A 24,916-nucleotide genomic window follows, 5' to 3' on the forward strand; every position below is an offset into this window, starting at 1 on the left:
TATCTTGACAAAGGCCACGCTATGGATACGATTCCACGTTCAGTCCTTCGACTTCGTCGAAATCACGGTCTCTGGTAACAAGTGTCTCACCGATATTTCGAACGATACCAGCAATTTGTACGTCAGGGGTCCCGATAGGCGTTCCATCCTGCTTTAATTCGGCCTCGATTTTCGCGGCCTCAAGTGCCGCGTCCGCTGTGAATGGAAGTGGTTCCAACCAACTCAGGTCGTTACGTAACTCCGCCACGGCGTTCCGTCGAGAAGTCCTAATTGCGCCTCGATACAACTCGAAAAGGACGACGTTCGGTACGTAGAACGAATCGTCCGGATGTGCGTCAATGTAGGTTAGCGCGTCCTCAGTTCCTTCTAAATAATCAATGAGGAAGCTACTGTCGAAACAAGTCATATTCGTTGTTCGGTGGGTTCTCCTGCTGTCCGACCGTATAAGTCACTCAAAGAGTTCACTGTAGCGTTTCTCATAGTCTCGATCATACTCTTCTCGTCCCTCTTCGACCGCGTTCCGGAGGTCGGTATCCTTCCACGCACCGAAACCCTGAAGCACATCTTCGTTCTCTTCGGTCAGGCGAAGAACAACGTCAGTAAAGCTCTCACCCTCTCTCTTTCGGGACTTGAGACGCTCGTAGGCTTCTTCACCGAGGCTAATAGTCTTCGTCCCCATACGTGTACATGTACAGGAACAAAGGCCTTAGTTCTAACGCCGTTGCTCATTCCGTCGAGGGCAGTCTCAGGGCACGTACGGGTCGAACACGTCGGCCCGGAGGCTCCCGTGGACGTGTTCGAGCAGGTCCCGCAGATTCTCGGTGTCCTCGCGGTTGTACTTCACGAGTCGGTCGAGCGCGGCGTCGTCCTCGTCGCGGTCGTAGCGGTGCCAGAGCCGGACCGCCTCGCGGCCGTCCACATCGTCGTCGGCGCGGTCGATGCCGACCTCTCGCTCGACGTTCTTCAGGCCGCCCGAGAGACCGACCTGCTTGCAGGTGTACATCAAATCGAGGTGGGGCGTCCTCACGTCGAGGTCGAAACTGTCCTCCAAGAAGGGCTGGTCGAAGCGCTTGCCGTTGAACGAGACCAGCATGCTCGACTCGGCGAACTCCTCGCGGAGCGCCTCGGCGGTGAGGTCCTTGCCTTGCACGTAGGTCCGGGTGTCGCCGCCGCGGTGGAGGCTGACGGTGGTCACGTCGTGGCGCGCGCTGTCGAGACCGGTGGTCTCGATGTCGAAGAAACAGACGCTGTCGGCGAAGTTGTCGTAGGCCCGCCAGAGGCTTCCGCTGGGCAGGTTCTCGCCGAAGAAGGCGGCGTCCCCGGCGTCGAGTCTGTCGCGCGCGGCGGCGATGAACTCCCGGACGTTCTGGCCCGTTTTGGGGCCGAGGAGGTCGTCCTCGAAGTCGTCCCAGTGGGTGACGCCCTGCTGCCAGAGTTTGCGCTCGGTCTTCTCGCCGACCCCGCTCGCGGCGATGAAGGAGTTCTGGAGTTTCATTAGTGGATTGGGTTCGCGGGGAGGCTCTTAGTCGTAGGTGGTTCGGGGACGGCGTCGGGCCGAAACGTAGGCTCCGAGGCGTGAAACGATTCTCGGGCGAGCGCGAGAGCGTCCGCGGTCAGTCGAGCAAGTCCCGGTACGCCGGGCGAACCCACGAGTACGCCACTGCGTGCAGGCCCTCGCGGACGTTCTCGTTGCGCGCCAGCGTCTCGGCCTCGTCCCGTCGGACGCCCGCGGCGTCGAAGGGAATCGCGGACGCGAACACGCCCTCGTAGTGGTACACCGCGCGCTCGCCACCCGCTTCCAGCCCGACGAGCGAGTACGCGCCGTTGTTCCGGCGCAACAGGTGAGCGGCTTTCAGATACACGTCGGCACCGCCCTGCTCGCGGGCGATGGCCTCACAGAGTCGGTCGAACAGTTCGGTGGTCCCCGCGGGCGCGGCTGAACTGGCCATATTCGAGGACACGGCGGCCACGCGTAAAGCCGTGAGCCAAGCGGAGTGAAAGTAAAAAGTGGCCGTCGAATTGCCGGGACATGCGATTTCAACTCGCCAGTGCGTCTAATTTTGTACGAAGGCATAGTTTGATAACTATCGAGACCAAGATGCGAACGCCGACCTGATTGATAGTCAGTGTCTGGCGTCCCAGGCTGGTATCCTGTAACAACTACCCACCCAAACTGGCTTTTCGCGCGACGACGCCGACCTCGACGCGGAGTCGAGCGACTACCGAGCGGTCCCGTGAGGACGCTGTTCGCACATATCGGCCGAGCGTCTCGCAGGCCGAAGCACCCATGTCTTCCGAGACCGAATTCTGGTCGTGTTTCCCCACGAGATAGAGACCGAGCGCCTGCGACTCGTGCGCCTCTCTCGGGCCACGGTTTCGGCCCCGAAACTCTACCAGCACATGCGGGCGGGCGCACCCCACATGAACGAGGTCAGCGAGTACGCGATGTGGGACCCCCACGAGACGCCCAAGGACACCCACGACTTCCTCGTGAGCGTCGAAGAGCAGTGGGACGACCACGAGCGGGCCAGTTACGCCATCTTCGTCCGCGAGGACGAGGAGGAGAATAAGGAGCGAGAGGAAGGAAGCGCCAGCGACGAACTCGTGGGGACGACGAACCTCGACATCGACTGGGAGCGCCGGTCGGCCGAACTCGGCATCTGGCTCCGCAGGCGGTTCTGGGGCCGGGGGTACTCCGGCGAGCGCGCCGCCGCCCTGCTGGAGTTGGCGTTCGACCGACTCGACCTCGAACTCGTGGGCGCGTCCCACCGAAGCGGAAACGAACGCTCCCGGCGGGCCATCGAGAAGTACGTCGAGCGATTCGGCGGCCAACACGACGGGGTCCTCCGGGACTTCTTCCCGCGAGACGGCGAGGTCGGGGACCTCCATCGCTACACGATTTCGCGCGAGCAGTATCGAGAGGCGACGCGCGGAGAGTGTCGAGAGACGGCCGACCGAGAATGAGCGTTCAGTCGCCGCGGCGGACCGTCGGGACCGTCTCGCCCGCGTCCCGGAATCGCTCGGGAAGCCGCGAGCGCAGGGTCGGCGGGACGCGCGGAACTAGGCGCTCGGCCAGCATCGCCAGCGGTTTCCGCGCCAACGCGTACACCGCCGAAGCGACCAGAACCGCGGCGACGAACGTCTGCTCCGGCCCGGTCCAGACCGCAAGGGCGGGCGCGGCGAAGACCCCGGCGACGAGCAGGTCCTCGGGTGCGCCGTCGTAGCGAATCCAGCGCCGCGGCGCGACCCACCGCCCGCGGTAGTGGTCGAAGACCGCTCGTTCGGACTCCGCCTGCCACGGTCTGAGTTCGAGACCGCCGCCCAACACGTCCATGAGCGAGTGGGCCGCCGCGCCCGCGAGAAACAGCGCGAGCGCGACCGTCTCGGCGACCGGCGCGACGACAGCGAGTGCGACTGCGGGGAGCGCGGCGACCGCGTAGTAGACCGGATAGTGGAGCGTTCGGCGGTGGCCCGCGTAGAGGTCGAAGTCGGGGAAGACGCTCCCGACGACCCCCGCGACGAACGCGACGGGCGCGAACTCGGGCGCGACGGTGGCCGTCGCAGTTGCGAGAACGACGCCGAACAGGGCGTGAGTGGTCGCCATCATGAATGAGGCGTAGGTCTCGGGGTAATAAATGCGTATCGTGTGGTACGGTGTCTCTCCTCAGGAGTCGGCGACGAGGACAGACCCCCGGAGACAAGACGCTCGGGCCGTTACGGACGACCGACAGATGCCCACCCGCGACCTCACGCAGTCGCTCGACACCGACGCGACAGTCTACCCCGGCGACCCGGAGGTAGAGAGTTCTCCCGCGGCGACCCACGAGTCGGACGGCTATCGCGTGACGGAACTACGTCTCGGAACGCACTCCGGAACGCACATCGACGCGCCGAGTCACACCGAACCGGACGGGAAAAATCTGGACGCGTTCGATATCGAATCGTTCGCCTTCGACGCGCGAGTCGTAGACTGCTCGGAGTCGGGAGCGCGCGAACCCATCGGTGTAGATGCGGTACCCGACTACGAGAGCAAAGAGAGTAGGGCGAATGGAGAGAGGAACGAAAACTCCGAAATCGAGATGCTGGTCTTCCGGACCGGGTGGGACGCCCACTGGGGAACCGACCGATACCTCGACCATCCGTATCTGACCGCGGACGCCGCGGCGGCGTGCGCCGACCGCGGGTGGCACGTCGGTCTCGACGCGCTGAGTCCCGATCCGTCGCCGAGCGAGACCGGCGTGGAGAGTGCGAGCGAATCGAACGAGGGAGAACCAGCGGGCGTACCCGCCCATCGGGAACTGCTCGGGAGCGACCGATTCGTCGTGGAGAATCTGACCGGACTCGGAGACCTACCGGAGCGATTCGAACTGCGAGCCTATCCGCTCGCGCTGGCAGCAGCAGACGGGTCGCCCGTCAGGGCCGTGGCGACGTGGTGAGCGCCGGACCGTACCCGAACGTTCAGTGTGTGGACGGAAGCACGTCTTTCACGGGATAGAGGTCTTCGTGAATGCCTTCGGCGTCGCAGTCGTCGTTCGGACATCGGTAGTACCAGCCGTCGTCCGTGGCCTCTGCGGCCTGAAACCGCTCCCCGCATCGCCCGCAAAACAGCAGGGACTCGAAGTCGTCCGCGCCGCGGGAAAGGTCTACGCCGTCAGTGCTGGTCTCCCGACTCTCGAGCAGTTGTTCCATAGTCGTATTTCACCGGGCATCGTATTAAAGACCCACCGTTTTTCCCCACGTCCGGGGATGTTGATGGAAAATTTAGCGCTAGACGTTTAGAATCGAATCCGGTTCGTCACCGAGCGCGCAGGTACCACGCGACGCCGAGCGCGAGCAGAACGACGAGGCCGCCCGCGAAGAAGACCAGCCCCGGCGGGAGACCGCCCGAGGCGAGTTCGCTCGCTCCCGAGTCGGTCAGCGTCGTCGCGGCCTGCTCGGTGACAGTCCGAGTCGCCTGCTCGACGGTCTCGGTCGGGTCCGCGCCGGTCTGGACCTCTTCGACGGTCGTCCGGGCTGATTCGGTTTGGGTCTCCACAGTCTCCGTCTCGGCCGTCGTCCGCGTGCCTTCCGCCTCGGTGGCCGCTGCTCGGGTCGTCGCGGCGTCGCCGGGAGCGGTCGCGTTCTCGGCCACGGTGGTCGTGGCCGCCGACTCGCCGCCCGACCGAGAGAGATCGGCGTCAATAGGGCCGACGACCGCGTTCGGGCCGCCGAAGAGTCGCTGGACAAGGAGACTCGACAGACCCAAAATTCCGAGTCCGCCGAGCAGACTGGAGAGGGCCGATTCGAGACCGGGCGCGTCGTCCTCGCCGCCCGCGAAGACGACCAGCGGTTTTGCGGCGGGCGCATACACCTTCATCTCACGGCCCTTCTCGGAGTAGACGGTATCTGCGACCTCCACGAGGTCGGCGTCGGTCAGTCGTTCGAGGTGATACCGGACGTTCTGGATGGAGGTATCGGCGGTCTCAGCGAGTTCGGAGGGCGTCGCGGGGTCGTCGTACAGCGCCGCGAGGAGGTCGCGGGCCGTCTCGGACTGGAGGGCCGCGAGCAGGTCGTCGGCGTCGTCGCTATCGACGCCGACGACTCTGGGTTCGCCCCCGTCACCGGCCGAGGGGTCGGGACTGGAGGGCAGGAGGTCGGCCATACCGACGTGTTGCGCGTAGCCGAGTTATAATTTTGTCCCTGTCGCGTCGGTAGAATTCCGGTTGTTTTCGTCGGGACTCTCCTCGCCGACTCTGCCCAAAGCTACAAGCCGAAAAGCGTGGTAACTCACGGCATGGCGACGTGTCCGAACTGCGAGTCCGACATCAGCGAATGGGCCACCCGACTGGAGCAGGCAGACGCCGCTAGCACGCCGAAAGTCTGGACCTGCCCGGACTGCGACGTGATACTGGGCGTCTCGGACTGGGGGTCGTCGTAGCGTTTGCATAAGCGTTTACGTTTTCGTTAGCGTTTGCGCTTTCAATTTCGTCGTTCGGGTCCTTTAGCGCCGGAAGTGACTAGATTCGGAGCGCAGATAGGAGCGTATATCTATCAGGGTGACAGAATTTTTCACGATGCCGGACGCTTCGTGGTCGCTCGTCCGCTTCGTCACCACGGCCCTCGTGCTTGGACCACCGGTCGCCATCTACGTCTATCGGGACCGAACGCGCCGCGGGAAACCTCGACCGCTCGCGTGGGCGCTCGGACTCGGGATTCTCGGCCTGCCGGGACTGTGCGTCCACCTCTACCTGCGCGGGGACTTCGGGTTCGGCGCAAAGCGCGACGACGAGGTGACGGACAACGAGCCAGATTGAACAGTGTAAGAAAAATGTTTAGCTGTCTGAAGTAACGCAAAATGTTGCTCAAAACTCCGTGACGACTTCGATGCCGACGGTCCCGTAGTCGCTCATCGCGGCGAGACGGTCGGGTACGTCGGCGAGCGCGACTTCGTTGGTCACCAGTTCGGCGGGCGAGACGACGCCGCCCTCAAGCATCCGGAGCAGTTCGCCGTAGCGCGTCGGCGGCATCCCGCGCGACCCGAGGAACGTCACCTCGTTCATCGTCATCGCGTCCGTCGGGAGCGACACCTCGCCGCGCTCCTCGTCGGTCGTCAGGCCGAGTTGGAGGTGCTGGCCGCGCTTGCGGAGGCAGGCCACCGAGTTCCGGCAGGTTTCGGCGACGCCGAGCGCGTCCACCGAGACGTGCGCCCCGCCGCCGGTCGCGCGCTGGACGCGGGCCGGTACGTCCACGACGCGCTCGGCGTTAACGGTCTCGTCAGCGCCCAAATCGCGGGCTTTCGCCAGTTTCTCATCGTCGAGGTCCACCGCGACGACGGTCGCGCCGAGCGCGTCAGCGACGTGGACCGCCGAGAGACCGACGCCGCCACAGCCGTGGACCGCCACCCAGTCGCCGGGCGTCAGGTCGGCGCGGTGGGCGAGTCCGTGGTAGGCGGTGGCGAACCTGCATCCGAGACCGGCCATCTCGACGGGCGAGACGCCAGCGGGCAGTTCCACCGCATTGTAGTCGGCGTATGGAACGTGGACCTGTTCGGCGAACGCGCCGGGCGCATCGCGCTCGAACCCGAGCGCCAGTCCATCCTCGCAGACGTTGCCCCGGCCGTTCCGGCAGTTTTCGCAGTCGCCGCGCCCAAGGTTGAACGGCACCGCGATGCGGTCGCCCTCCGCGAATCGCTCAACCGAGTCGCCGACCGCGACGACGGTGCCCGCGGGTTCGTGGCCGAGAATCTGGCCCGTCGGCACTCGGTCGTCGGCCCACTCGCCGTGGCCCTGCCACGCGTGCCAGTCGCTCCGGCAGATGCCACAGGCCTCAGTCCGGACGACGACGCCGTGAGCGTCGGGGTCTGGGTCCGGGATAGTCTCGATTTCGAGTGGCTCGCCGTACTCGCGCAGGACTGCGGCTCTCATGTCGGGAGTGTTTCTCTCGGTCGCCGTTAAATAGTGGGGTAGAATCAACCGCGCGAACGATGGATTCGGACGCCGTCGCGGCGGCCCTACGCCGAATCGACCCGCGACGGCGCGCTCGCGCTCTCGGTCGGGGCGTCCGCGTCTCCGACCTGAAACGTCGAGAGGAGCGACTGAAGTCGCTCGACCCACTCGGTGAGCGACTCGACGTTCGCGCTGACCTGCGACGCGGACGAGGCCTGTTGCTCGGCGGTCGCCGAGACGCTTTCGACCTCCTCGGCGGTCGTCCGACTGATGTCGGCGACCTCCTCGACCGTCGCCACCGTCTGCTCGGCAGCGTGGGCTTGGTCGTCGGTGGCGTCGCGTATCTCCCGGACGCCGCCGTCGGTCTCCTCAGCGTTCTCACGGACGCGGGCGAACGCATCGACGACCTCTCGGACCGCCTCGACCGACTGCTCGACGTGTCGCTGGGCCGACTGCACCTCGGCGGCGGTCGCCTCCGCTTGGGCCTGCACCTCGCCGATGAGCTGTTCGATGTCGCCAGCCGACTCGCGCGTCTCGTCGGCTAACTGTTTGACCTCCTCGGCGACGACCGCGAAGCCCTCCCCGTCGTTGCCGCCGTCCGCGCTTCCAGCGCGGGCGGCCTCGATGTTGGCGTTGAGCGCGAGCATGTTCGTCTGCCCCGCGATGTCGCCGATGAGTTCCACGATATCGCCGATTTCGCCCATCCGGTCGTCGAGCGCCGCGACGTTCTCGGCGGTCGCGTCGATGGCGTCCTCGACCGCTCGGGCGTTGTCGATGGCGTCGCGCGCTGTCGCCTCGGCGTCGTCGGCGACCGCGGCGGTCTCGGTGGACGTGTCGGCGACGGTCTCGGCGGAGGCGGCGACCTCCTCGATGGTCGCCGAGATTTCGTTCATCGCCGTCGAGGCGTCTTCGAGCATCCGGCGCTGGTCGTCCGCACCGGTGGCTATCCCCTGAATCGAGTCGCTGACCTTCTCGCTGGCCTGCTCTATCTCCTCGGTCCCGGCGTCGGCCTCCTCGCTGATGGCCGCGACCTCGTGGGCGAACGACTGAATTTCGGCCATCGCGGACTCGGTCTCGGACAGCATCTCGTTGAACGCCTCGGCGATTTCGGTCATCGCCTCGCTCTCGCTGTCGGCGTCGAGTCGGACGGCGAGGTCGCCCGCCGCCGCCCGCGCCATGGCGGCACTGTAGGCTTCGGCTTTGGTTTCGAGGTGGTCGTTTAGTCGTTCGACCTCCTCTTGTCGGGTCTCGGCCTCGGCTTTGGCGCGTTCGGCTTCGCGCTTGGCCTCTTCGGCTTCCGCCCGTGCGGCTTCGAGTTCCGCCTGCTTCTGTTCGAGGGTCTCGACCTGCGCAGTCTTCTCGCGGGTCCGTTCGAGTTGCTCTCGGGTCTCTTCACGGGAGCGTTCGGTCGAGTACCAGTGGGTCATCAGCGCCGCCGCGAGCGCCAAGACGAACGCCGCGTGGATGACCGCCCACGCCCACGGGTTGTTGATGGCGGCGGCGTGGTTGTAGACGCGACTCGGGTCGATCATCCCGAAGTAGCCGTGCTGGACGGCGACGAAGACGATTCCCAACAGGAAGGGAACCCAATCCTCGTAGATGGCGACCACGGCCATCACGACGAAGAAGTGGAAGTGCGCTTCGATGAAGCCCCCCGAGAAGTGGATAAGAAACGAACACGAGAACACCAGTCCGGCCGTCGCAAGGGCGGTCCGGGTGCGCCGCTCGAACCGCGACCAGTTTGCCAACAGCGCGAGCGCGACGACGACGCCGAGTTCGAGGAGCACCGACGAGAGCGGAATGCTGGGGATGGTCGCGCCCGTGACCGACTCAGTGCCCTCGTAGAGACCCAGCGCGAGGAGGACGGGCACGTGCGCGACGAGGAAGATGAGGACGTGCCGGTGGCGAGTGCGCCACATCTCCTCGGGGATGGACTGTCCGTCCGGAATGTACTTGACGTACTCTCGAATCGTTTGCCGCCACCCGCTCGCTCGGGATTCGACCCCGCGAGCGTCGGGTTCGGTCTCCGCCATGTAACGCTACGAGTAGCGGTGAATCAAAAATATTTGGACTGTGAGTCGGAGATACACTAACTAATCTACATTTTTGCGTTTGGAATTCGGCTCTGGTCGGCGAGTCCCCGAAACCCGGTGAGCCGATTCCCGCGAACCGCGACCGGAGTCGGCGCACAGAACTAAGGCTGAACCCACCGACACGACGAGCATGGAGTACGTCAGACTCGGGTCCACGGGAACGAAGGTCTCGGAAATCTGCTTCGGGACATGGCGCTTCGCCAAGGAAACTGACGGGACCGTCGAGACCGACCGGAAGACCGCCCACCGACTGCTCGACGCCGCGTGGGACCGCGGCGTCAACTTCATCGACACCGCGAACGTCTACGGCGACCCCAACGGCACCGCCGAGGAGTGGATCGGCGACTGGCTCTCGGACTACGACCGAGAGGACTTCGTGCTGGCCTCGAAGGTCTATTTCGGGTTCGCCGATGGTCCCAACGACCGGGGACTCTCGCGCAAGCACATCCGCGACCAAATCGAGGGCACACTCGAACGACTCGGCACGGACTACCTCGACGTGTACTACATCCACCGCTGGGACGACGAGACGCCCATCGAAGAGACTCTGCGGACCTTGAACGACCTCGTACGCAAAGAGAAAGTCAACTACCTCGCCGCGAGTTCGATGGCGGCGTGGCAACTGACCAAGGCGCTCTGGACCAGCGACGCCGAGGGACTGGAACGCTTCGAAGTCACCCAACCCCGATTCAACGCGGCCTACCGCGACCCCGTGAGCGACTACCTGGACGTGTGCGCGGACCAGAACCTCGCGGTCTGTCCCTACTCGCCGCTGGAAGGCGGCTTTCTGACCGGGAAGTACGAGGGCGACGCCGACGGTCCGGAGGGGTCGCGCGGCGACCTCTCCGACTGGACGAACCGCTTCGACGAGCGTCAGTGGGACGTGCTGGACGAGATTCGCGCGGTCGGCGACGAAATCGACGCCACGCCCGCGCAGGTGTCGCTCCGGTGGCTGGCCGACCAGCGCGAGTTCCAATGCATTCCCATCGTCGGCGCGCGGACGCCCGACCAGTTAGACGAGAATCTGGGCGCGACAGAGGTGTCGCTGTCGGACGACCAGTTCGAGCGGATTCGGGAGGCGTACGAGTGAGGACTCCCTGCTCATGAGACCCCACATGAGGTTTAAGACGGTCGAGTGACAACTGTTACGTATGGCAACAAACGGAGAGCAGACGACGATTAATGACCACTACTCGGTCACGGTTCCGGCGGCGATTCGAAATCGACTCGACATTCAACCGGGCGACAAACTCGATTGGGCAGTTACCGACAACGGCAACCTCGTCGTCGAAGTGGTCAAACAGCGGTATGGAGCGTTCGAGGACTTCGAGGCCGTCGATATGGGCAAAACAGACGTTGCCAACGACCACGACGTTGCAGGTGTCGAGAACGAATACGACGAGGGACGCTAATGGCTGTCGCGGTTATCGACACGAACGTCCTCGTCGCTCGCGTGAGTTCCCGAGACGCGAATCACGACGCGGCAACCGCTATTGTCGATGCGGCCGACCACGGCGACCTGCCGACGATGCGAGTCACGAACTACGTGCTGATAGAGACGTTGAACTACCTCCACGAGCGCAAACAGCATCGAGTGGCAGTCAAATTCTACGAGCGTCTCAACGAAGCGGCGGGTTTCGAGTTAGTTCATACGCCGAAAACCGACTTCTCGACTGCCGTCGAGTTGTTCGAGCGACACGACGGTCTCTCGTTCGGTGACGCGACAATCGGGGCGTATATGAACCGTGAAGGGTTGGAGCATCTGTACAGCTTCGACGACGATTTCGACGTGGTCGGCGAGATTACGCGCTTCGAAACGGCAACAAATCCGTTCAAACCGTGATAGTCTTGTGGAGAGTCCGGTACCGGCCCCGAGACTTCCGTCACAGCCGGAGTTTTATAGCTGTCCTGAAAAGACCACCTCGTGACCGACGACGCAGACGCCTCGAACTCCCGCCGCCGGACCGTCGGCCTCGTCGCCGGACTCTTCACACTCTCGGCGGCGGCGGGCGCGTACGAAATCGCGCCCGCCAGCGTCCTCCCGCTGGTCAGGGACTCGCTCGGAGTCGGCCCGACCGCGGCGTCGTGGCTGGTCAGCGTGATGTACCTGACCGCCGTTGTCGCCAGCGTCCCGGTCGGAGTCGTCCTCGACCGCGTTCGCGTTCGGCGCGTGGTCGCAGTCGCCGCGCTCGCGCTCCTCGCGGCGGGCGCGTGGGGATGGGCCGCCGCGAGCGCGGGGGCCTACTGGTGGCTGGTCGCCTCCCGCGTCTTGGGCGGGTTCTCATACGTCGTGGTCTGGAACGCGGGCGCGAATCTGGTGGGGCAGGCCGTCGATTCCGACGTTCGCGCGACCGCAGTCGGCGTGTTCACCGCGAGCGCGCCGGTCGGGTTCGCGCTGGGCCAGTTCGGCAGTCCCCTGCTCGCCGACCCCTTCGGGTGGGCCGCCACGCTCCCCGTCTTCGCGGCCATCGCGGTGGTCGGCGTCACCGTCTTCCTGCTGGCGACGCGGGACCAGCGCATCGGCGTCCAGACCGCGACGCCCTCGCGCGCGGAGGTCCGGGACCTGTTCACCAACCGAGGAGCGTGGACGCTCTACGGACTGTCCTTTCTGGCGTTCTCGCTGTACCTGTTCCTGAACAGTTGGCTCCCGAGCTATCTGAACGATAGCCTCGGCGTCTCGCTCGCGGTCAGCGGCCTGCTGACCGCGCTCTTTCCCGCGGTCGGCGTCGTCTCGCGGACCAGCGGCGGACTCATCTCGGACCGACTGTTCGGCGGGGAGCGCAGGCCGGTCGTCCTGCTGGCGTTCGTCGCGGCCGTGCCCTCCGTAGTCGGATTCGTCGCCGTCTCGCAAGTTGGCCCGGTCATCGCGCTCGTCGTCGTCGCCGGGTTCGCGGTCCAACTCTCTATCGGCCTGCTCTACACCTACGTGACCGAGGTGACGACGCCCGCGGTCCGGACCACGGCCATCTCGATGCTGACCAGCGTGGGCCTGTTCGGGGCCTTCGTCGCGCCCATCGCTGGCGGCGCGATAATCGACCGCGCGGGCTACCGACCGGCGTTTATGGTCGCTGGCGTCGTCGCGGTCCTCGGCGTCGCGTTGGCGTGGTACGCGCCGGACGCGGAGTAACGTTTAGGTTCCGACCGCTTTCGGCGGAAGCTATATTGACTCTGCGAGACGACATCTAGAGTCGTACGGTGGGGGAAACCATGCCAGACAAACCGCATCAGAACTTGGCCATCATCGGCCACGTTGACCACGGGAAATCGACGCTCGTGGGACGCCTCCTCTACGAGACGGGGAGCGTGCCCGAGCACATCATCGAACAGCACAAAGAGGAAGCCGAGGAGAAGGGCAAGGGCGGCTTCGAGTTCGCCTACGTGATGGACAATCTCGCCGAGGAGCGCGAGCGCGGCGTCACCATCGACATCGCCCATCAGGAGTTCCAGACCGACGAGTATTATTTCACCATCGTGGACACGCCGGGCCACCGCGACTTCGTGAAAAACATGATTACGGGCGCGTCGCAGGCCGACAACGCGGTGCTGGTCGTCGCCGCCGACGACGGGGTGGCCCCACAGACGCAGGAACACGTCTTCCTCGCGCGGACGCTCGGCATCAACGAACTCATCGTCGCCGTCAACAAGATGGACCGAGTGGACTACGAGGAGAGTCGCTACCGAGAGGTCGTCACCGAAGTCGAAGACCTGCTGAATCAGGTCCGGTTCAACACCGAGGACGCGAGTTTCATTCCCATCTCCGCGCTCGAAGGCGACAACGTCATCGAGCGCAGCGGGAACATGGAGTGGTACGACGGCGAACTCGTCCTCGAATCGCTCAACAACCTCGAAGAACCGGAGCCACCGACCGACGCACCGCTCCGACTGCCGATTCAGGACGTGTACACGATTTCCGGTATTGGGACCGTTCCGGTCGGCCGCGTCGAGACGGGCGTCCTGAACACGGGCGATTCGGTGTCGTTCCAACCGAGCGATGTGGGCGGCGAGGTCAAGACCATCGAGATGCACCACGAGGAGGTCCCGCAGGCCGAACCGGGCGACAACGTCGGGTTCAACGTCCGCGGCGTCGGCAAGGACGACATCCACCGCGGCGACGTGTGCGGCCCGGCCGACGACCCGCCGAGCGTGGCGGACACCTTCACCGCCCAAATCGTCGTGATGCAACACCCGAGCGTCATCACCGACGGTTACACGCCGGTCTTCCACGCCCACACGGCGCAGGTCGCCTGTACCATCGAGTCCATCGACCAGAAGATAGACGCCTCCTCGGGCGAAGTCGAGGAGGAGAACCCCGACTTCATCCAGAGCGGGGACGCCGCCGTCATCACCGTCCGACCGCAAAAGCCGCTCTCGCTCGAACCGTCCTCGGAGATTCCGGAGTTAGGTAGCTTCGCGGTCCGGGACATGGGCCAGACCATCGCGGCGGGGCGCGTGCTGGAGGTCAACGAGGGCTGAGTCGTCGGCCGTCGGGACTCGCCCTCCAGAAGGGCACATCGATTGATTTTACTATCCGTACGGAATTCGTTGTAACATGGGTTTTGGTAGCTACGACGAGTCCGAGCAGAAGGACCAAGAAAACGACTTCGACGAAGACGACGGCGTCAACGTTCACGAGAACTCCCACGAGGGCGAGGTTTCGTTCGACTCCGACGCCTCGCAGGACGAACTTCTCGACCAGTTGAACGACATCAAGAACAGCGGCGACGACGACGAAGAGTAACCCCTTCTTCGAGACTGTCTGTTCTACTTCTGTCGCGTTCGCCGTCGAGCGACCGCGAGATTTTGCTGTCAGTTCGTCAGGCCCGACTCGTCACCGCCCGGCGAGCGCCGCGGCCAGCTTTTCGACGGGATGAGGTGGCTCGGCGGCCGACTCCTCGCGGTCGCCGAGTTGCGTGCGACAGGACGCGCCCGGCGCGACGACCGTCTCGCCGTCGCTGTCCTCGACCTGGTCGAAGAGGATGTTGCCGATAGCTCGACTCATCGAGTAATGTTCGGCCTCGTAGCCGAAGCTTCCGGCCATGCCGCAACACCCCGAGTCGAGGGGGTCCACGCGGTAGCCAGCGCGCCGAAGGACGCCGACCGCGTGGTGGTCCTTCTTGGTCGCCTTCTGGTGGCAGTGGCCGTGGTAGGTCAGCGTCTCGTCGGGTGCGTCGAACGTGGCGTTCTCGTCCAGTCGGAACGTATCGACGTACTCGCAGACGCCGTAGGCGTTCGCCGCGACTAGCTCGGCGTCGGGCGCGAGCGCATCGTCGCCGAGCAGGTCGAGGTAGTCCGACTGGAACATCACCGCGTCGGAGGGTTCGGCGACCACGAGGTCCCATCCGTCCTCGATTCGGGGCGCGAGTTTCCGGACGTTCTCGCGGGCCGTCTCGCGCGCCTCATCCACGAGGCTCTTGGAGAAAGCGGGCCGCCCGCTGTCGGTCACGTCGTTCGGGATGCGGACGTGGACGTTCGCGGCTTCGAGCGCCCGGACGGCCGCCTTCCCGACTTCTGGATGGCCGTAGTTGGTGTACGGGTCGGCGAGGACCATTGCCTTGCGGTCGGCCTCCGCCGCGCCGACTTGCGGCCCGCGGTCGGCGTACCAGTCTCGAAGCGTCTCGCGGCGAAACTCGGGGAGGCTCCGCTCGCTGGCGATTCCGGCCAGTTTCTCCATCGCGGCGCGCGCGCCGGGAAGCTTCGTCGCCCAGTTCGAGAGCGGCGCGAGCGCGCTCCCCACCGAGAGCAGGGTCTCGGTGTTAGCGAACAGGCGAGTCCGGAGACCGACGCCCTCGCGCTGGTGGCGCTCGTGTTCGATTTCGGCTTTCAGCTTCGCCATATCGACGCCGCTCGGGCAGTCGTGTTTGCATCCCTTACAGCCGATACAGAGGTCCAGCACCTCGTCGGCGAACTCCTCGCTGAACAGTTCTTCGTCCGGTAGGTCGCCGGACATCGCCTGCCGGAGCATGTTCGCCCGGCCGCGAGTCGATGTTATTTCCTCGTCGGCGGCCCGGTAAGTCGGACACATCACGCCGCCGGTGGTCTCTTGGTCGCCGCGACAGCCCGCACAGCCGTGACAGAGTTCGACCATCCCCTGCAGGCCGTTGTCGTTGTCCCAAGCGAGTTCCGGGGCGAACCCGGCGTCGAACTCGTAGTCGGCGTTCGAGCGCAGGTTCTCGGTCATATCTACGATTCTCGCGCGCTCGGGCGCGCGTGGCGGCAACTCCTCCGACTCGTCGTAGCCACAGACCTGTCCGGGATTCAGGAGCCAATCGGGGTCGAACGCGGTCTTGAGGTCCCGAAACGTCCGCCAGAGGTCCTCGCCGTAGAGTTTCCGGTTCCACTGGGTCCGGGCGCGGCCGTCGCCGTGTTCGCCCGAGACCGACCCGCCGTACGTGACCACGAGGTCGGTCACGGCGTCGGCGATCGACTCCATCGTCTCGACGCCCGTCTCGGTCTTGGTGTTCACGAGCGGCCGGATATGGAGGACGCCCGGCCCGGCGTGGGCGTAGTAACTGGCGAACGTGTCGTGGTCATCGAGAACGTCCTGAAAGTCGGCGACGAACTCGGGGAGATTCTCGGCCGGAACGGCGGTGTCCTCGATGAACGAGCCGTGCTTTTCGTCCGAGGTTCTGGAGAGCAAAATGGGGAGACCGGACTTGCGCATCTTCCAGAACTTCGCGCGCTCCTCGGCGTCGTGGGCCTCCATCGCGGCGACCGCGTAGTGGGGGTCCGCCGTGCGCTCGGCCGCGCCGTCGCTCGGGTCGGTCTCGGTGGTCGCGCCGGGCGCGCGGTCGGCGACGAGGTCCGCGACCTTCTGACGGCCGTCCGCGTCGTCCTCGGCGTAGAACTCCACGAGAAGCACCGAGTCGGTGCCCTCGGGGAGCATCCCCACCACGTCGCGGAACTCGTCGGTCTCGGACGCGAGGTCGAGGAGTACGTCGTCCATCACCTCGACGGCGGCCGGGTCGTGTTCGAGGACGGGCGAAACGTCCTCCATCGCGTCGAGAACGTCGTCGTAGGTCAACAGCGCGACGGCCTTCGTCTCGGGGACGGGTTCGAGCGAGACGGTCGCCTCGGTGACGACCGCGAGGGTCCCCTCGCTCCCCGCGAGCAGTTTGGCGAGGTTGACGGAGCCAGTTTCGGCTTCCGCCGCGAGAACGTCCAGATTGTACCCCGAGACGTTGCGCTTCAGGTCCGGATAGCGCGCGTCGATTTCGCCGGTCTCCTCGTCGAGAATCCGGGCCACCTCGGCGTAGATTCGCGCTTCGAGGTCGCCCTCGGGGTCGCCGTCCTCCCGAAGCGTCTCGACTTCGACCTCGCCGAGCGTCGTCACGGTCCCGTCCGCGAGGACCACCTCGCACTCCTCGACGTAGGCGTCAGTCTTGCCGTATTTCAGCGAATGGGACCCCGTGGAGTTGTTTCCGATGGCTCCCCCGAGGACGCTCTTGTCGCCCCACGCGGGGTCGGGCGCGAACTTCAAGTCGTGGGGCGCGAGTTCGGCGTTCAGTTCGCCGAGGGTGACGCCGGGTTCGGCCCGCGCGACCGCCTCGTCGGGGTCGAACGAGACGAGACCGTCCATGTGCCGGGTGAAGTCGAGGACCACCGCCTCGTTGACGGTCTGTCCGGCGAGACTGGTGCCGCCGCCCCGCGGGAGGACGGGAATCTCGCGCTCGGCGCAGTAGGAGACGACCGACGCCACATCGTCGGTGTCGGTCGGGAAGACGACGCCGATGGGGGTCTGCTCGTAGATGCTGGCGTCGGTAGCGTACAACTGCCGGGTGTAGGTGTCGAAGCGTACGTCGCCCGCGACGCGCGCGTCGAGGTCGGCCATCAGGCCGGGGCGCTCGATATCCTCGTCGCGGTAGTCGTAATCCCCGCCCTCGGCGGGGTCGGGGGAGTCGGTCGGTCGAATGGCCATGCCCGAGCGTTAAGAGGTCCAGCGCATAAATCCGTGGTCGTTGCCGCCGCGCGACGCCGTGAAACGTTTAATGGTGGCGCGTCGCAAGGTCGAGTCATGAGCGCAGACGTAACCGACGAGTTCGAGGACTCGCTCTTCGGGCGACTCGTAACCACTACGAAACCGGGGCGGATTTAACCGCAACTGCCCTACTCGGCCCCGTGAAGAACGTCACGGACAGAACGAGCAACCCGTTCGGCATGCGGCCGCCCTGCCCTCACGAGTGCGACTCGGGCGTCAGTGCCGTCTTCGGCTACGGCGACGCGAACGCCGACTTCCACCTCGTCGGCGACCATCCGGGCGTCCACGGCGGCCGAGAGACCGGGGTTCCGTTCACCGGAAGCGCCGCGGGCGAACGCCTCCAACCGGTGCTAAACGAGGTCGGACTCGTCGGCGACGCCTACAGCGACGACCCGGCGGTCGCAAACCTCTTCGCCAGCTATCGACACATGTGCTGTCTGCCCGACGGGACCGCCCCGAGCGAGACCAACTACGACCGACTGGAACCGTTCTTCGACGCGGAGTTGCGCGCCATCGCGGCCCACGTCCTCCTGCCGGTCGGCGAGCGCGCGACCAGCCACGTCCTACGGACCTACGCCGCCCGCGAGGCCCTGCTCGACAGAGCGGACGACTCGACTGGTGACTCCGTGGATGGGGAGACGACCACCGAAAACGACCGAATGGCCGAACTCCACGGCGACCACGTTCCGGGCAGGGGCTTTCTGGTGATTCCGGTCCGCGAACCGACCGAGTGGGGCGAGGGCGACGCCGAGCGACTGGCCGCGTCGCTGTCGGACCTGCTGGCGACAGACTACCGCCAGACCGCCGACCTCGGGCGCTTCCTCGCGGAACACGACACCTACGAAGTGCGCTGAGGGTTCCGTGCGGGTTTCGCTCGCGGGTCGAAACACGACGCCGAAAATCGACCGGAGAGCTACTCGTACATCCGTCCGCCGGGAACGATGGCGTCGAAAAACGCCCGGACGGTGCCCAGTACGAGTTCGAGGACGACCGGCACGAGCGGAACGACGACGAGGAGCGCGACGACAGCGCCGACCGCGACCGCCCCGATTTCGAGGGGTCCCGTGGGCTTGGGAAGCGCCATGAGACCTCCGACGACGGCATTCGTGAAAACGCTGGTGACGGGACCGGACGCGGACCTATTGGCGCGGAACCCGACGAAGACGGAGATGCACTTGACACGTTAGAGTCTGTTTCGGAGGCGACGAAGTTCGTCTCGTTCACCGACCGATTGCTGTAGAAAAGTGGAGTAGTTGCGGCCGGAAGAATCGAGAAAAGTTAGGAAAGTCGGGAGCGTCCGACCTACTCCCCGCCGAACTCCGCACCGCAGTTCCCGCAGGCCATGCTCGCGGAGGGGAGCGCGCGCTGTGCGGTCACCAGTCCGCAGTCGTCGCAGATGCCGTAGAGGCGTTTGTCGGGGTCGATACCGCTGACGAACTCCATGCGTACCCACGCGTCGGGGTTGCGTTCGTCGTAGATTTCGACGCCGTCGTCGGTTCGCGTCCAGTTCACCGGGTCGGCGTCCTGCTCGCGTCGCTCCAGTCGTTCGCTCATCGGGTACTCGAAGGGCGAGCGGTATCTATGATAAACGTTGCGGATGAATTTTTACTACGGAAGTAATAAAACTCTTCTCCGCGGGCGCTCCCGGAGAGAACGCCGAGAGAGAAAACGACTTACCCGGAAGGGGCCGAGTACGAACGTGAAACGGATTCAACTCGGGAACACCGTCTTCGAGGGGCGCAACGACGCCTACCTGTTCGACCGCGAGTCGGGACCGACGACGCTGGTGGACACCGGCGTCGCCACCGACGACGTGCGCCAGCAGGTCCGGGCGGGACTGGCCGAGTACGGCCGGGAGTTCGCCGACCTCGACCGAATTCTGCTGACTCACTGGCACCACGACCACGCGGGACTCGCTGGCGAGATACAGGCCGAGAGCGACGCGACAGTCTACGTCCACGAGGCCGACGCGCCGATGGTCGCGGGCGACGGAGCGAACCACAGGGCAGAAATCGAGGAGCGCAACCTCTTCGAGCGGTGGGGAATGCCCGAGGAAAAAGCGACCGAACTCTTCGACTTCCTCGAAGTTCACGACGAGATTCAGGGCGAGTCGCCGACCGTCGAGACGTTCGACAACGGCGAGACGTTCGACATCGGCGACGGGCAACTCCGCGCGGTTCACCTGCCGGGCCACGCCGACGGACTGTCCGGGTTCGAGTTCGCGGAAGACGGCGAGACCCACCTCCTCTCAGGCGACGCGCTCCTGCCGAAATACACCCCGAACGTCGGCGGCGCGGACCCCCGCGTCGAAGACCCGCTGGGGACCTACCTCGACTCGCTCGCCCGCATCGCTGACGCAGAGTACGACCGCGCGTGGCCGGGCCACCGCGACCCCATCGAGGACCCCGCGGCGCGAGCGCGCGAGATTCGGACCCACCACCGCGAGCGCACAGAGCGCGTGCTGGACGTTCTTGGCGAGCGCGACGCCGCCGACGCGTGGACCGTCAGCGCCGACCTCTTCGGCGACCTGTCGAACATCCACATCATGCACGGGCCGGGCGAGGCGTGGGCGCATCTCGACCACCTCGAACGGCAGGGCGTCGTCGCCCGGAGTGGCGCGGGCGAACACGACGAGTACGAACTCGTGGAGCGAGACCTCGACCTCGACGCGATATTCGAGTAACGGGACGAGTAGATCGAGGTTGCGACCGACAGCGCGAAACCGCACCGTGAGCGTTCACCGAACCAGCCGATTTTCGACAGTAGGTGCGACGCGCAGAGACATTATTTCCTATATCAAATCGGAAAAACTATCATATTCGATTAGTTGTTTGAAGACATGGCCGACACGGACTCAGGGGGACGACTCCGAAATGTCCTGCATAAACGACATGACGTTCTCGAGGTCCTCGCCAGCCGGTCGTGTACGAAGCCAGAACTGATAGATCTCGTGGAGAAGTCCCGGTCTACAATCGACCGCAGCGTTGACGACCTCAAAGCCGTAGACTGTATCGAGTGCCGTGACGGAAAGTATCACCCGACCACGAAAGGCCGACTCGCTCTCGCCGAACACACCGAGTACACGTCGATTACGGGGAGTCTCGACGACGCCGGTGAAATTCTCAATCACCTACCGAGCGACTGTGGGATAAGCAGCAGGTTCCTCAACGGCGTGACGATTCATCGGGGGAACCCGCACGTACCCGGCGCGGCACTCGACAAGCGCAACGAATTGCTTCACTCCTCGGAGCGGATGGTCGGACTCGCTCCGACCGCGCTCTGTTCGTACCCGGAAACGCTCGTCGATGTCGTTCGTAACCATTCAATCACCGTCGAAATCGTCATCGAGGACGCCGTCTTCCACTCACTCTCGGACGTGAGAGGCGACCAAATGGAGGCGTTGGTAGACCACGAACAGATACAGTTCCACGTCGTCGAGGACTCACTTCCGTACGCGCTGTGGATAATGGAACGCCCCGAGGAAACGTACGTCGGAATTACGGTGTACGAAAACGGTGGCGTACAGGGTGTCCTGATGAACGACGCCGACGAAGCGGTCTCGTGGGGCAAAAGCGTCTACCAGCAGTATCGAGAGCGCATCGCCGGTCACGACGAATCCGACGAAGACGGCGTAGCGGTCGTCAACTGACGCGTCGCTTTTTCTAAGAGGTCGTGCGTCGGTCCTTCGGTGCGTCGGCATTCGACGCGAACAGCCGGTACGACGAGAATCGTCAAACCGCGATACGTTGTCCGATGCGTTTCCGTTTCGTGATATGAGCAAATGGCCGGGTAACGGTAACTCTGGTAGTTCAACGGAAATCAACCAGACAATGATTTAATTTTATTATGGGCATTAGTGGTATTTGCAATGTCCCAAGACAACGACATTGACGGTAGCGACGACGTAAGCATGCCGCGTCGAAAGACCATCCTGACCGCGGGCCTCCTGAGCGCAGGTGCGGCCGGTATTCCGGGGATGGCCTCCGCGAGCGGTTCCGACACGTCCAACGAGAAGATTCCCGAGAAGGACTTCTCGTGGGAAGAGGTTGACCACAGCAAGTGGGAAGCCGTCGCCAAAGGCGACACCCCGTCGGCCCAAGTTTACGGAGCCGAAGTGGCCCAGAACAACGACCAGATCACGACTCAGGACCTGCCCGAAATCGTCATCTTCTCGGCCAGCGTCCCCTCGTGGGTCCCCTACATCGGCGGCGACGAGGTGACGGTGAAGGTCGTCCCGACCCTCTCGTGGCAGTCCGTCTCGCTCGACGTGGTCGTCTGTCTCGACAACAGCTGCGTCTCCGTCGGTGGGTTCGGCGTCGAGCAGGACGACTCGGACGTGTGTGTTGACTTTAAGCACGGTAGCGTTCCGCTCGACATCGGCATCTGTGCCAACGCTTCGTGGGACGGCGGCTACGACGTTACCCTCAGCATCGACGCCGAAGTCTGTGTCAAGTACACGGACTACTGCGTCAGCGGTTCCGTCATCGACGTTCAGCTGTAACCCCGTCTCCAACCCCATGCGAAGTTGAACCGGTAACTCGGACCGTCACACAGTCGAGCAGGTCGGCTGTGTGAGCTCAAAACCCTAACCGGAGTAGTGCGGCGACGCACTCATCGATATTTTTCGAGGCTCAATCGTCAGCGTCGGTATTGCGTTCCGGAGTCCAACGTCGTTCAGAGATCGCGTGACTGTAGAAACGCGTAGAGGGTGTCTCGCCTTTCGAAACGTTCGGTTCGTACGAATCGAAATCGACTGCCTACTGCGACGATGCCGACGCCGAGCAGGGTTAGAGGAACGTCGGCGTTATCGGGTACTTCCACTCCGCCCCGCCCAACGCTTTGAAGGCCGCTAAAACGCAGAAGACGAGGTCCAACAGTCCGACGATCAGGATACCGAAAGCGCCGACGATCACGAACAGGCCCGATACCGATTCGAGACCGAACGCCATGAGGCCGAAGACGATGCTCGACACGAGAACAAAGATTTGCCAGTTCACTGCGTTCGTGGCGTTCGCCTTGGTGAATCTCGCGTCGGAGAGCAGATACACAATCCCGGTACCAAAGATCCCGAAAAAGAGTCCGAGGATGTGAACCGCCACACCCATAATGGTTGACTGATTGTCATTGCGGGAGCTTACATTTGAACTCATTTTTGCATTCTAAAATACACTTCTTAAGTATATAAATTTAATGGGTGGGAAGAGGCTACCGTCGGGAGGTTTTCGAAGGTACAGACGTATAAAGAGGCCCGAGCGGAAGTTCACCCCCGAGCGCGAGTCGGCGAATACGGATGGCGGGGTTCTACGGGACATTCCGACGCGGCGTACCAACTGCCAACGCCGGGGTTTCTTAATTGGCACTTTCGGGAGACTCGGTGCGGCCGCCGAGGCTCTCGAAGTCGAAGTTCTCGAACTGGCTCGGTCTCATCTCCTCCTTTGCGTAGAGGTAGAGTGCGGTCTTGAGAATCGCCCAAATCGTCTGATGGAAAACGTACGTTACGGCGAAGGCAGGGAGCACGAAAAGCGCGTACAGCAAGACGCTCCCGTCCGGGAAGAGCAGTCGGGCGACCCCGAAAGAGGGGACGGCGAGCAAGAGACCAATCCCACCCGTGATGAAGGTAATACCGAGACCCGCACCGAACGTCTCACCCCAAACCTGCTTGAACGTTCGCAGGCTTTCCCTGAACATCGACCGGACGCTAACATCCTCAAAGACAATCACGGGAACGACGAAAAACGTCACAATCGACCAACTCGCGGAGAACAGCACGTACACGGCACCGGAGATCGCGTTGAGCAGATTGTTGTCGTTGTTGTCCGCAATCTGCAAAACGAGGCTGACCGTCGCGGAGATGAGCGACCAGACGAGTATCGGTCCGAGGTGTCCAGTCACTTCAGTCGTACACGCGTAGAGGCTGATCTCTTCGCCGTGAAAGGCTTTTTTCGCACCGACGACCAACGACGCCGAAAAGAACGTGCTTGCGAACGTCGTCGTGAAGTAGAGGACGAAGAGAACGACGTATTCGGCCCCATTCCCGATAGAGAGACCGTAAAGCAACGGAAGCAACAACAGGGCGAAGAAGACGATACTGGAGAGTATCGACAGTATCGGGAACAGCGCCATCTTCGGGTGTGCTCGCATCACGTCGAGACAGTCGGCGACCAAACGTCTCCCGGTTCGTAACTGACCGAGATACTTCGAGACGATGCCGTTTCCTCCACTCGCGGTCGTGCGTTTATCGTTCATGGTTCAAATCGGTTCGTATCAGTGATGAGTGTTCTGAATAAATTGGCAGTAACGGCGTCCTAACTGTAATTTTTATATGTTCTACGCGGTGTGTACGGCTCGGTCCTCGATGACGGCGGCGACACCGACCCGCGTTTCGTGGGAAGCGGGCGACACCGAAAGGTTCGCCGCCGGGAGAGCAACGCCAGCGGGTTCGTTGCGAAACCAGTACGGTTGGAGGGTGGGTCGCGGCTAGCCGGTTACGGCTCGAAGTGAACGCGGTGAACGACCTCTTCGGTGCCGTCCTTGACCACGGTCACGACGATTTGGTCGCCTTCGGGGTGAATGGGAACGGCGACCCACGAGTCCGACCACGAACCGTCGAACTCGGCGACGTGGCCTTCGACCGTCGATTCGACGCGGATGATATCAGCCTCGACGCCGGGCGATTCCGTCAGGTGAACGTCAACGGTGTTCTCCTGTGAGCTGTTGTATTCGATTCTATCGACGACCGTTCCGTCCGTGTCCTTGATCGGTTCGTCGAACATTTCGTCGAGGTTGGCAGGCGCTTGCTCGTTCTTCCCGATCCAGAAGACGCGCCAGTCGCCGTTCTCCGTCGCAAGAACCCACGTACCGGGCGCATTCGACTTCGCGTCCTCCAGTTCGACATCGACCATCATCACGTCACTTCCCTCGATAGTGTCGGCGAGTTCGCTCTTCTCGAACTGTTGAGACGCGAACTCCAGTTCGAGTATATCAGACGCGGACGCGTCCGCGACCGCGACCGTAGAACTCGTACGGGGACCGCTATCGGCGAACTTGAACATGACATTTCCGCCGTCGAGCGCGCTCTGCAACGGACTCGAACTGTGAACGACTTCGGACAGCGTGTCCACGTCCTCGTCTTTGGCCGCACTGAGGTACGTGTCGATGATGTCTGTCGGGACCATGGTACCGTCGTCGGACTCGTCGCTCGTCGTGGCTGAAGTAGTCTCGGTTTCGTTTCCGCTACTGGTCTCCGTGGCGGACCCGGAACCATCGCCGGTTCCGCCATCGTTCGTCGATGTTCCGATGCATCCTGTGAGGAGGGACGATGCAGTGACGCCAGCAGTGACCAAATACGTTCGGCGATTCATTTCCAATCGTTACGACGAAGGGTAGTAAAATAAACCTCCCGTGGTTTTTGCGGACGCAAAACG

General features: G+C 63.7%; 29 protein-coding genes. 14 read left to right on the forward strand and 15 right to left on the reverse strand.

All coding sequences use genetic code 11. The features are described 5' to 3' along the window. Window positions 1–19: 19 nt before the first annotated feature. The 4 genes from EP007_RS18310 to EP007_RS16280 all read right to left on the reverse strand — a co-directional run bounded on the left by EP007_RS18310 (window position 20) and on the right by EP007_RS16280 (window position 1,949). Window positions 20–406 (reverse strand): type II toxin-antitoxin system VapC family toxin, encoded by a 387-nt coding sequence (locus EP007_RS18310; protein WP_128478816.1) that lies wholly within the window; start codon window positions 404–406, stop codon window positions 20–22. A 42-nt stretch (window positions 407–448) separates the two neighbouring features. Further along, complete coding sequence (locus EP007_RS16270; RefSeq protein WP_128478817.1) at window positions 449–679, reverse strand: antitoxin VapB family protein; 231 nt, start codon at window positions 677–679, stop codon at window positions 449–451. 66 nt (window positions 680–745) lie between these two features. Continuing rightward, window positions 746–1,495, reverse strand: a complete 750-nt coding sequence (locus EP007_RS16275) for a ribonuclease H-like domain-containing protein (RefSeq protein ID WP_128478818.1) — start codon at window positions 1,493–1,495, stop codon at window positions 746–748. 118 nt (window positions 1,496–1,613) lie between these two features. Next, complete coding sequence (locus EP007_RS16280; protein WP_128478819.1) at window positions 1,614–1,949, reverse strand: hypothetical protein; 336 nt, start codon at window positions 1,947–1,949, stop codon at window positions 1,614–1,616. A gap of 364 nt (window positions 1,950–2,313) precedes the next feature. Here EP007_RS16280 and EP007_RS16285 point away from each other — a divergent pair, with 364 nt between their 5' ends. Beyond that, the gene (locus EP007_RS16285) at window positions 2,314–2,964 is read left to right on the forward strand and encodes a GNAT family N-acetyltransferase (protein WP_128478820.1); all 651 of its coding nucleotides are present in this window, start codon (window positions 2,314–2,316) and stop codon (window positions 2,962–2,964) included. A gap of 4 nt (window positions 2,965–2,968) precedes the next feature. Here the strand turns inward: EP007_RS16285 and EP007_RS16290 are convergent, their stop codons facing one another. Beyond that, window positions 2,969–3,607 (reverse strand): metal-dependent hydrolase, encoded by a 639-nt coding sequence (locus EP007_RS16290; RefSeq protein WP_128478821.1) that lies wholly within the window; start codon window positions 3,605–3,607, stop codon window positions 2,969–2,971. A gap of 124 nt (window positions 3,608–3,731) precedes the next feature. Between EP007_RS16290 and EP007_RS16295 the strand changes: the two genes are divergently transcribed. Further along, window positions 3,732–4,436 carry a cyclase family protein gene (locus tag EP007_RS16295; protein WP_128478822.1) on the forward strand — a complete coding sequence of 235 codons (705 nt, stop codon included), beginning with the start codon at window positions 3,732–3,734 and terminating at the stop codon, window positions 4,434–4,436. A gap of 22 nt (window positions 4,437–4,458) precedes the next feature. Here the strand turns inward: EP007_RS16295 and EP007_RS16300 are convergent, their stop codons facing one another. Beyond that, entirely contained in the window at window positions 4,459–4,689 is a 231-nt protein-coding gene (locus tag EP007_RS16300) for a zinc ribbon domain-containing protein (protein WP_128478823.1), read from the reverse strand. Window positions 4,690–4,795: 106 nt separating this feature from the next. After that, complete coding sequence (locus EP007_RS16305; protein ID WP_128478824.1) at window positions 4,796–5,641, reverse strand: ArsR/SmtB family transcription factor; 846 nt, start codon at window positions 5,639–5,641, stop codon at window positions 4,796–4,798. Window positions 5,642–5,773: 132 nt separating this feature from the next. Between EP007_RS16305 and EP007_RS17690 the strand changes: the two genes are divergently transcribed. Together EP007_RS17690 and EP007_RS16310 are read left to right on the forward strand one after the other, a co-directional pair. Continuing rightward, entirely contained in the window at window positions 5,774–5,917 is a 144-nt protein-coding gene (locus EP007_RS17690; RefSeq protein WP_166035686.1) for a hypothetical protein, read from the forward strand. Between the two features lie 136 nt (window positions 5,918–6,053). Continuing rightward, entirely contained in the window at window positions 6,054–6,293 is a 240-nt protein-coding gene (locus EP007_RS16310; protein WP_128478825.1) for a hypothetical protein, read from the forward strand. A gap of 48 nt (window positions 6,294–6,341) precedes the next feature. On the opposite strand, the gene EP007_RS16315 is transcribed toward EP007_RS16310, so the two are convergent. Further along, window positions 6,342–7,403 (reverse strand): zinc-dependent alcohol dehydrogenase family protein, encoded by a 1,062-nt coding sequence (locus tag EP007_RS16315; protein WP_128478826.1) that lies wholly within the window; start codon window positions 7,401–7,403, stop codon window positions 6,342–6,344. Window positions 7,404–7,489: 86 nt separating this feature from the next. Then, window positions 7,490–9,457, reverse strand: coding sequence for a methyl-accepting chemotaxis protein (locus EP007_RS16320; protein ID WP_128478827.1), 1,968 nt, complete (start codon window positions 9,455–9,457; stop codon window positions 7,490–7,492). Between the two features lie 190 nt (window positions 9,458–9,647). Between EP007_RS16320 and EP007_RS16325 the strand changes: the two genes are divergently transcribed. From EP007_RS16325 to EP007_RS16350, 6 genes are all read left to right on the forward strand, one after another. Next, window positions 9,648–10,607, forward strand: coding sequence for an aldo/keto reductase (locus tag EP007_RS16325; protein WP_128478828.1), 960 nt, complete (start codon window positions 9,648–9,650; stop codon window positions 10,605–10,607). Between the two features lie 61 nt (window positions 10,608–10,668). Further along, window positions 10,669–10,929: an AbrB/MazE/SpoVT family DNA-binding domain-containing protein gene (locus EP007_RS16330; protein ID WP_128478829.1), complete on the forward strand. Its 261-nt coding sequence runs from the start codon at window positions 10,669–10,671 to the stop codon at window positions 10,927–10,929. Then, window positions 10,929–11,360, forward strand: a complete 432-nt coding sequence (locus EP007_RS16335; protein WP_128478830.1) for a type II toxin-antitoxin system VapC family toxin — start codon at window positions 10,929–10,931, stop codon at window positions 11,358–11,360. The genes EP007_RS16330 and EP007_RS16335 overlap by 1 nt, the downstream gene beginning before the upstream one ends. A gap of 81 nt (window positions 11,361–11,441) precedes the next feature. Then, window positions 11,442–12,644 (forward strand): MFS transporter, encoded by a 1,203-nt coding sequence (locus EP007_RS16340; RefSeq protein ID WP_128478831.1) that lies wholly within the window; start codon window positions 11,442–11,444, stop codon window positions 12,642–12,644. A gap of 80 nt (window positions 12,645–12,724) precedes the next feature. After that, entirely contained in the window at window positions 12,725–13,990 is a 1,266-nt protein-coding gene (gene tuf / locus EP007_RS16345; RefSeq protein WP_128478832.1) for a translation elongation factor EF-1 subunit alpha, read from the forward strand. 76 nt (window positions 13,991–14,066) lie between these two features. After that, entirely contained in the window at window positions 14,067–14,255 is a 189-nt protein-coding gene (locus tag EP007_RS16350; RefSeq protein ID WP_128478833.1) for a DUF5786 family protein, read from the forward strand. Window positions 14,256–14,345: 90 nt separating this feature from the next. Here EP007_RS16350 and EP007_RS16355 read toward each other — a convergent pair whose 3' ends face one another. Beyond that, entirely contained in the window at window positions 14,346–17,432 is a 3,087-nt protein-coding gene (locus EP007_RS16355; RefSeq protein ID WP_128478834.1) for an FAD-binding and (Fe-S)-binding domain-containing protein, read from the reverse strand. Window positions 17,433–17,632: 200 nt separating this feature from the next. On the opposite strand from EP007_RS16355, the gene EP007_RS16360 reads away from it, so the two are divergent. Beyond that, a complete protein-coding gene (locus EP007_RS16360; protein WP_128478835.1) occupies window positions 17,633–18,346 on the forward strand; it encodes a uracil-DNA glycosylase family protein in 714 nt (237 codons plus the stop codon). Between the two features lie 59 nt (window positions 18,347–18,405). On the opposite strand, the gene EP007_RS17695 is transcribed toward EP007_RS16360, so the two are convergent. Together EP007_RS17695 and EP007_RS16365 are read right to left on the reverse strand one after the other, a co-directional pair. Continuing rightward, on the reverse strand, window positions 18,406–18,576 hold the full coding sequence (locus tag EP007_RS17695; RefSeq protein ID WP_166035688.1) for a hypothetical protein: 171 nt from the start codon (window positions 18,574–18,576) through the stop codon (window positions 18,406–18,408). 218 nt (window positions 18,577–18,794) lie between these two features. Next, complete coding sequence (locus EP007_RS16365; protein ID WP_128478836.1) at window positions 18,795–19,046, reverse strand: hypothetical protein; 252 nt, start codon at window positions 19,044–19,046, stop codon at window positions 18,795–18,797. Window positions 19,047–19,191: 145 nt separating this feature from the next. Between EP007_RS16365 and EP007_RS16370 the strand changes: the two genes are divergently transcribed. From EP007_RS16370 to EP007_RS16380, 3 genes are all read left to right on the forward strand, one after another. Next, window positions 19,192–20,175: an MBL fold metallo-hydrolase gene (locus tag EP007_RS16370; RefSeq protein WP_128478837.1), complete on the forward strand. Its 984-nt coding sequence runs from the start codon at window positions 19,192–19,194 to the stop codon at window positions 20,173–20,175. Between the two features lie 156 nt (window positions 20,176–20,331). Next, window positions 20,332–21,141 (forward strand): helix-turn-helix transcriptional regulator, encoded by an 810-nt coding sequence (locus EP007_RS16375; RefSeq protein WP_128478838.1) that lies wholly within the window; start codon window positions 20,332–20,334, stop codon window positions 21,139–21,141. A gap of 219 nt (window positions 21,142–21,360) precedes the next feature. After that, window positions 21,361–21,993: a hypothetical protein gene (locus EP007_RS16380; RefSeq protein WP_128478839.1), complete on the forward strand. Its 633-nt coding sequence runs from the start codon at window positions 21,361–21,363 to the stop codon at window positions 21,991–21,993. Between the two features lie 286 nt (window positions 21,994–22,279). Here EP007_RS16380 and EP007_RS16385 read toward each other — a convergent pair whose 3' ends face one another. From EP007_RS16385 to EP007_RS16395, 3 genes are all read right to left on the reverse strand, one after another. Beyond that, window positions 22,280–22,591 (reverse strand): DUF4870 domain-containing protein, encoded by a 312-nt coding sequence (locus EP007_RS16385; RefSeq protein ID WP_166035690.1) that lies wholly within the window; start codon window positions 22,589–22,591, stop codon window positions 22,280–22,282. Window positions 22,592–22,841: 250 nt separating this feature from the next. Next, window positions 22,842–23,738, reverse strand: a complete 897-nt coding sequence (locus EP007_RS16390) for a DUF6159 family protein (protein ID WP_128478841.1) — start codon at window positions 23,736–23,738, stop codon at window positions 22,842–22,844. Window positions 23,739–23,977: 239 nt separating this feature from the next. Further along, window positions 23,978–24,667, reverse strand: a complete 690-nt coding sequence (locus tag EP007_RS16395) for a hypothetical protein (protein ID WP_128478842.1) — start codon at window positions 24,665–24,667, stop codon at window positions 23,978–23,980. Window positions 24,668–24,916: the final 249 nt, after the last annotated feature.

The sequence above is a fragment of the Halorussus pelagicus genome, assembly GCF_004087835.1.
GTDB classification, from domain to species: Archaea; Halobacteriota; Halobacteria; order Halobacteriales; family Haladaptataceae; genus Halorussus; species Halorussus pelagicus.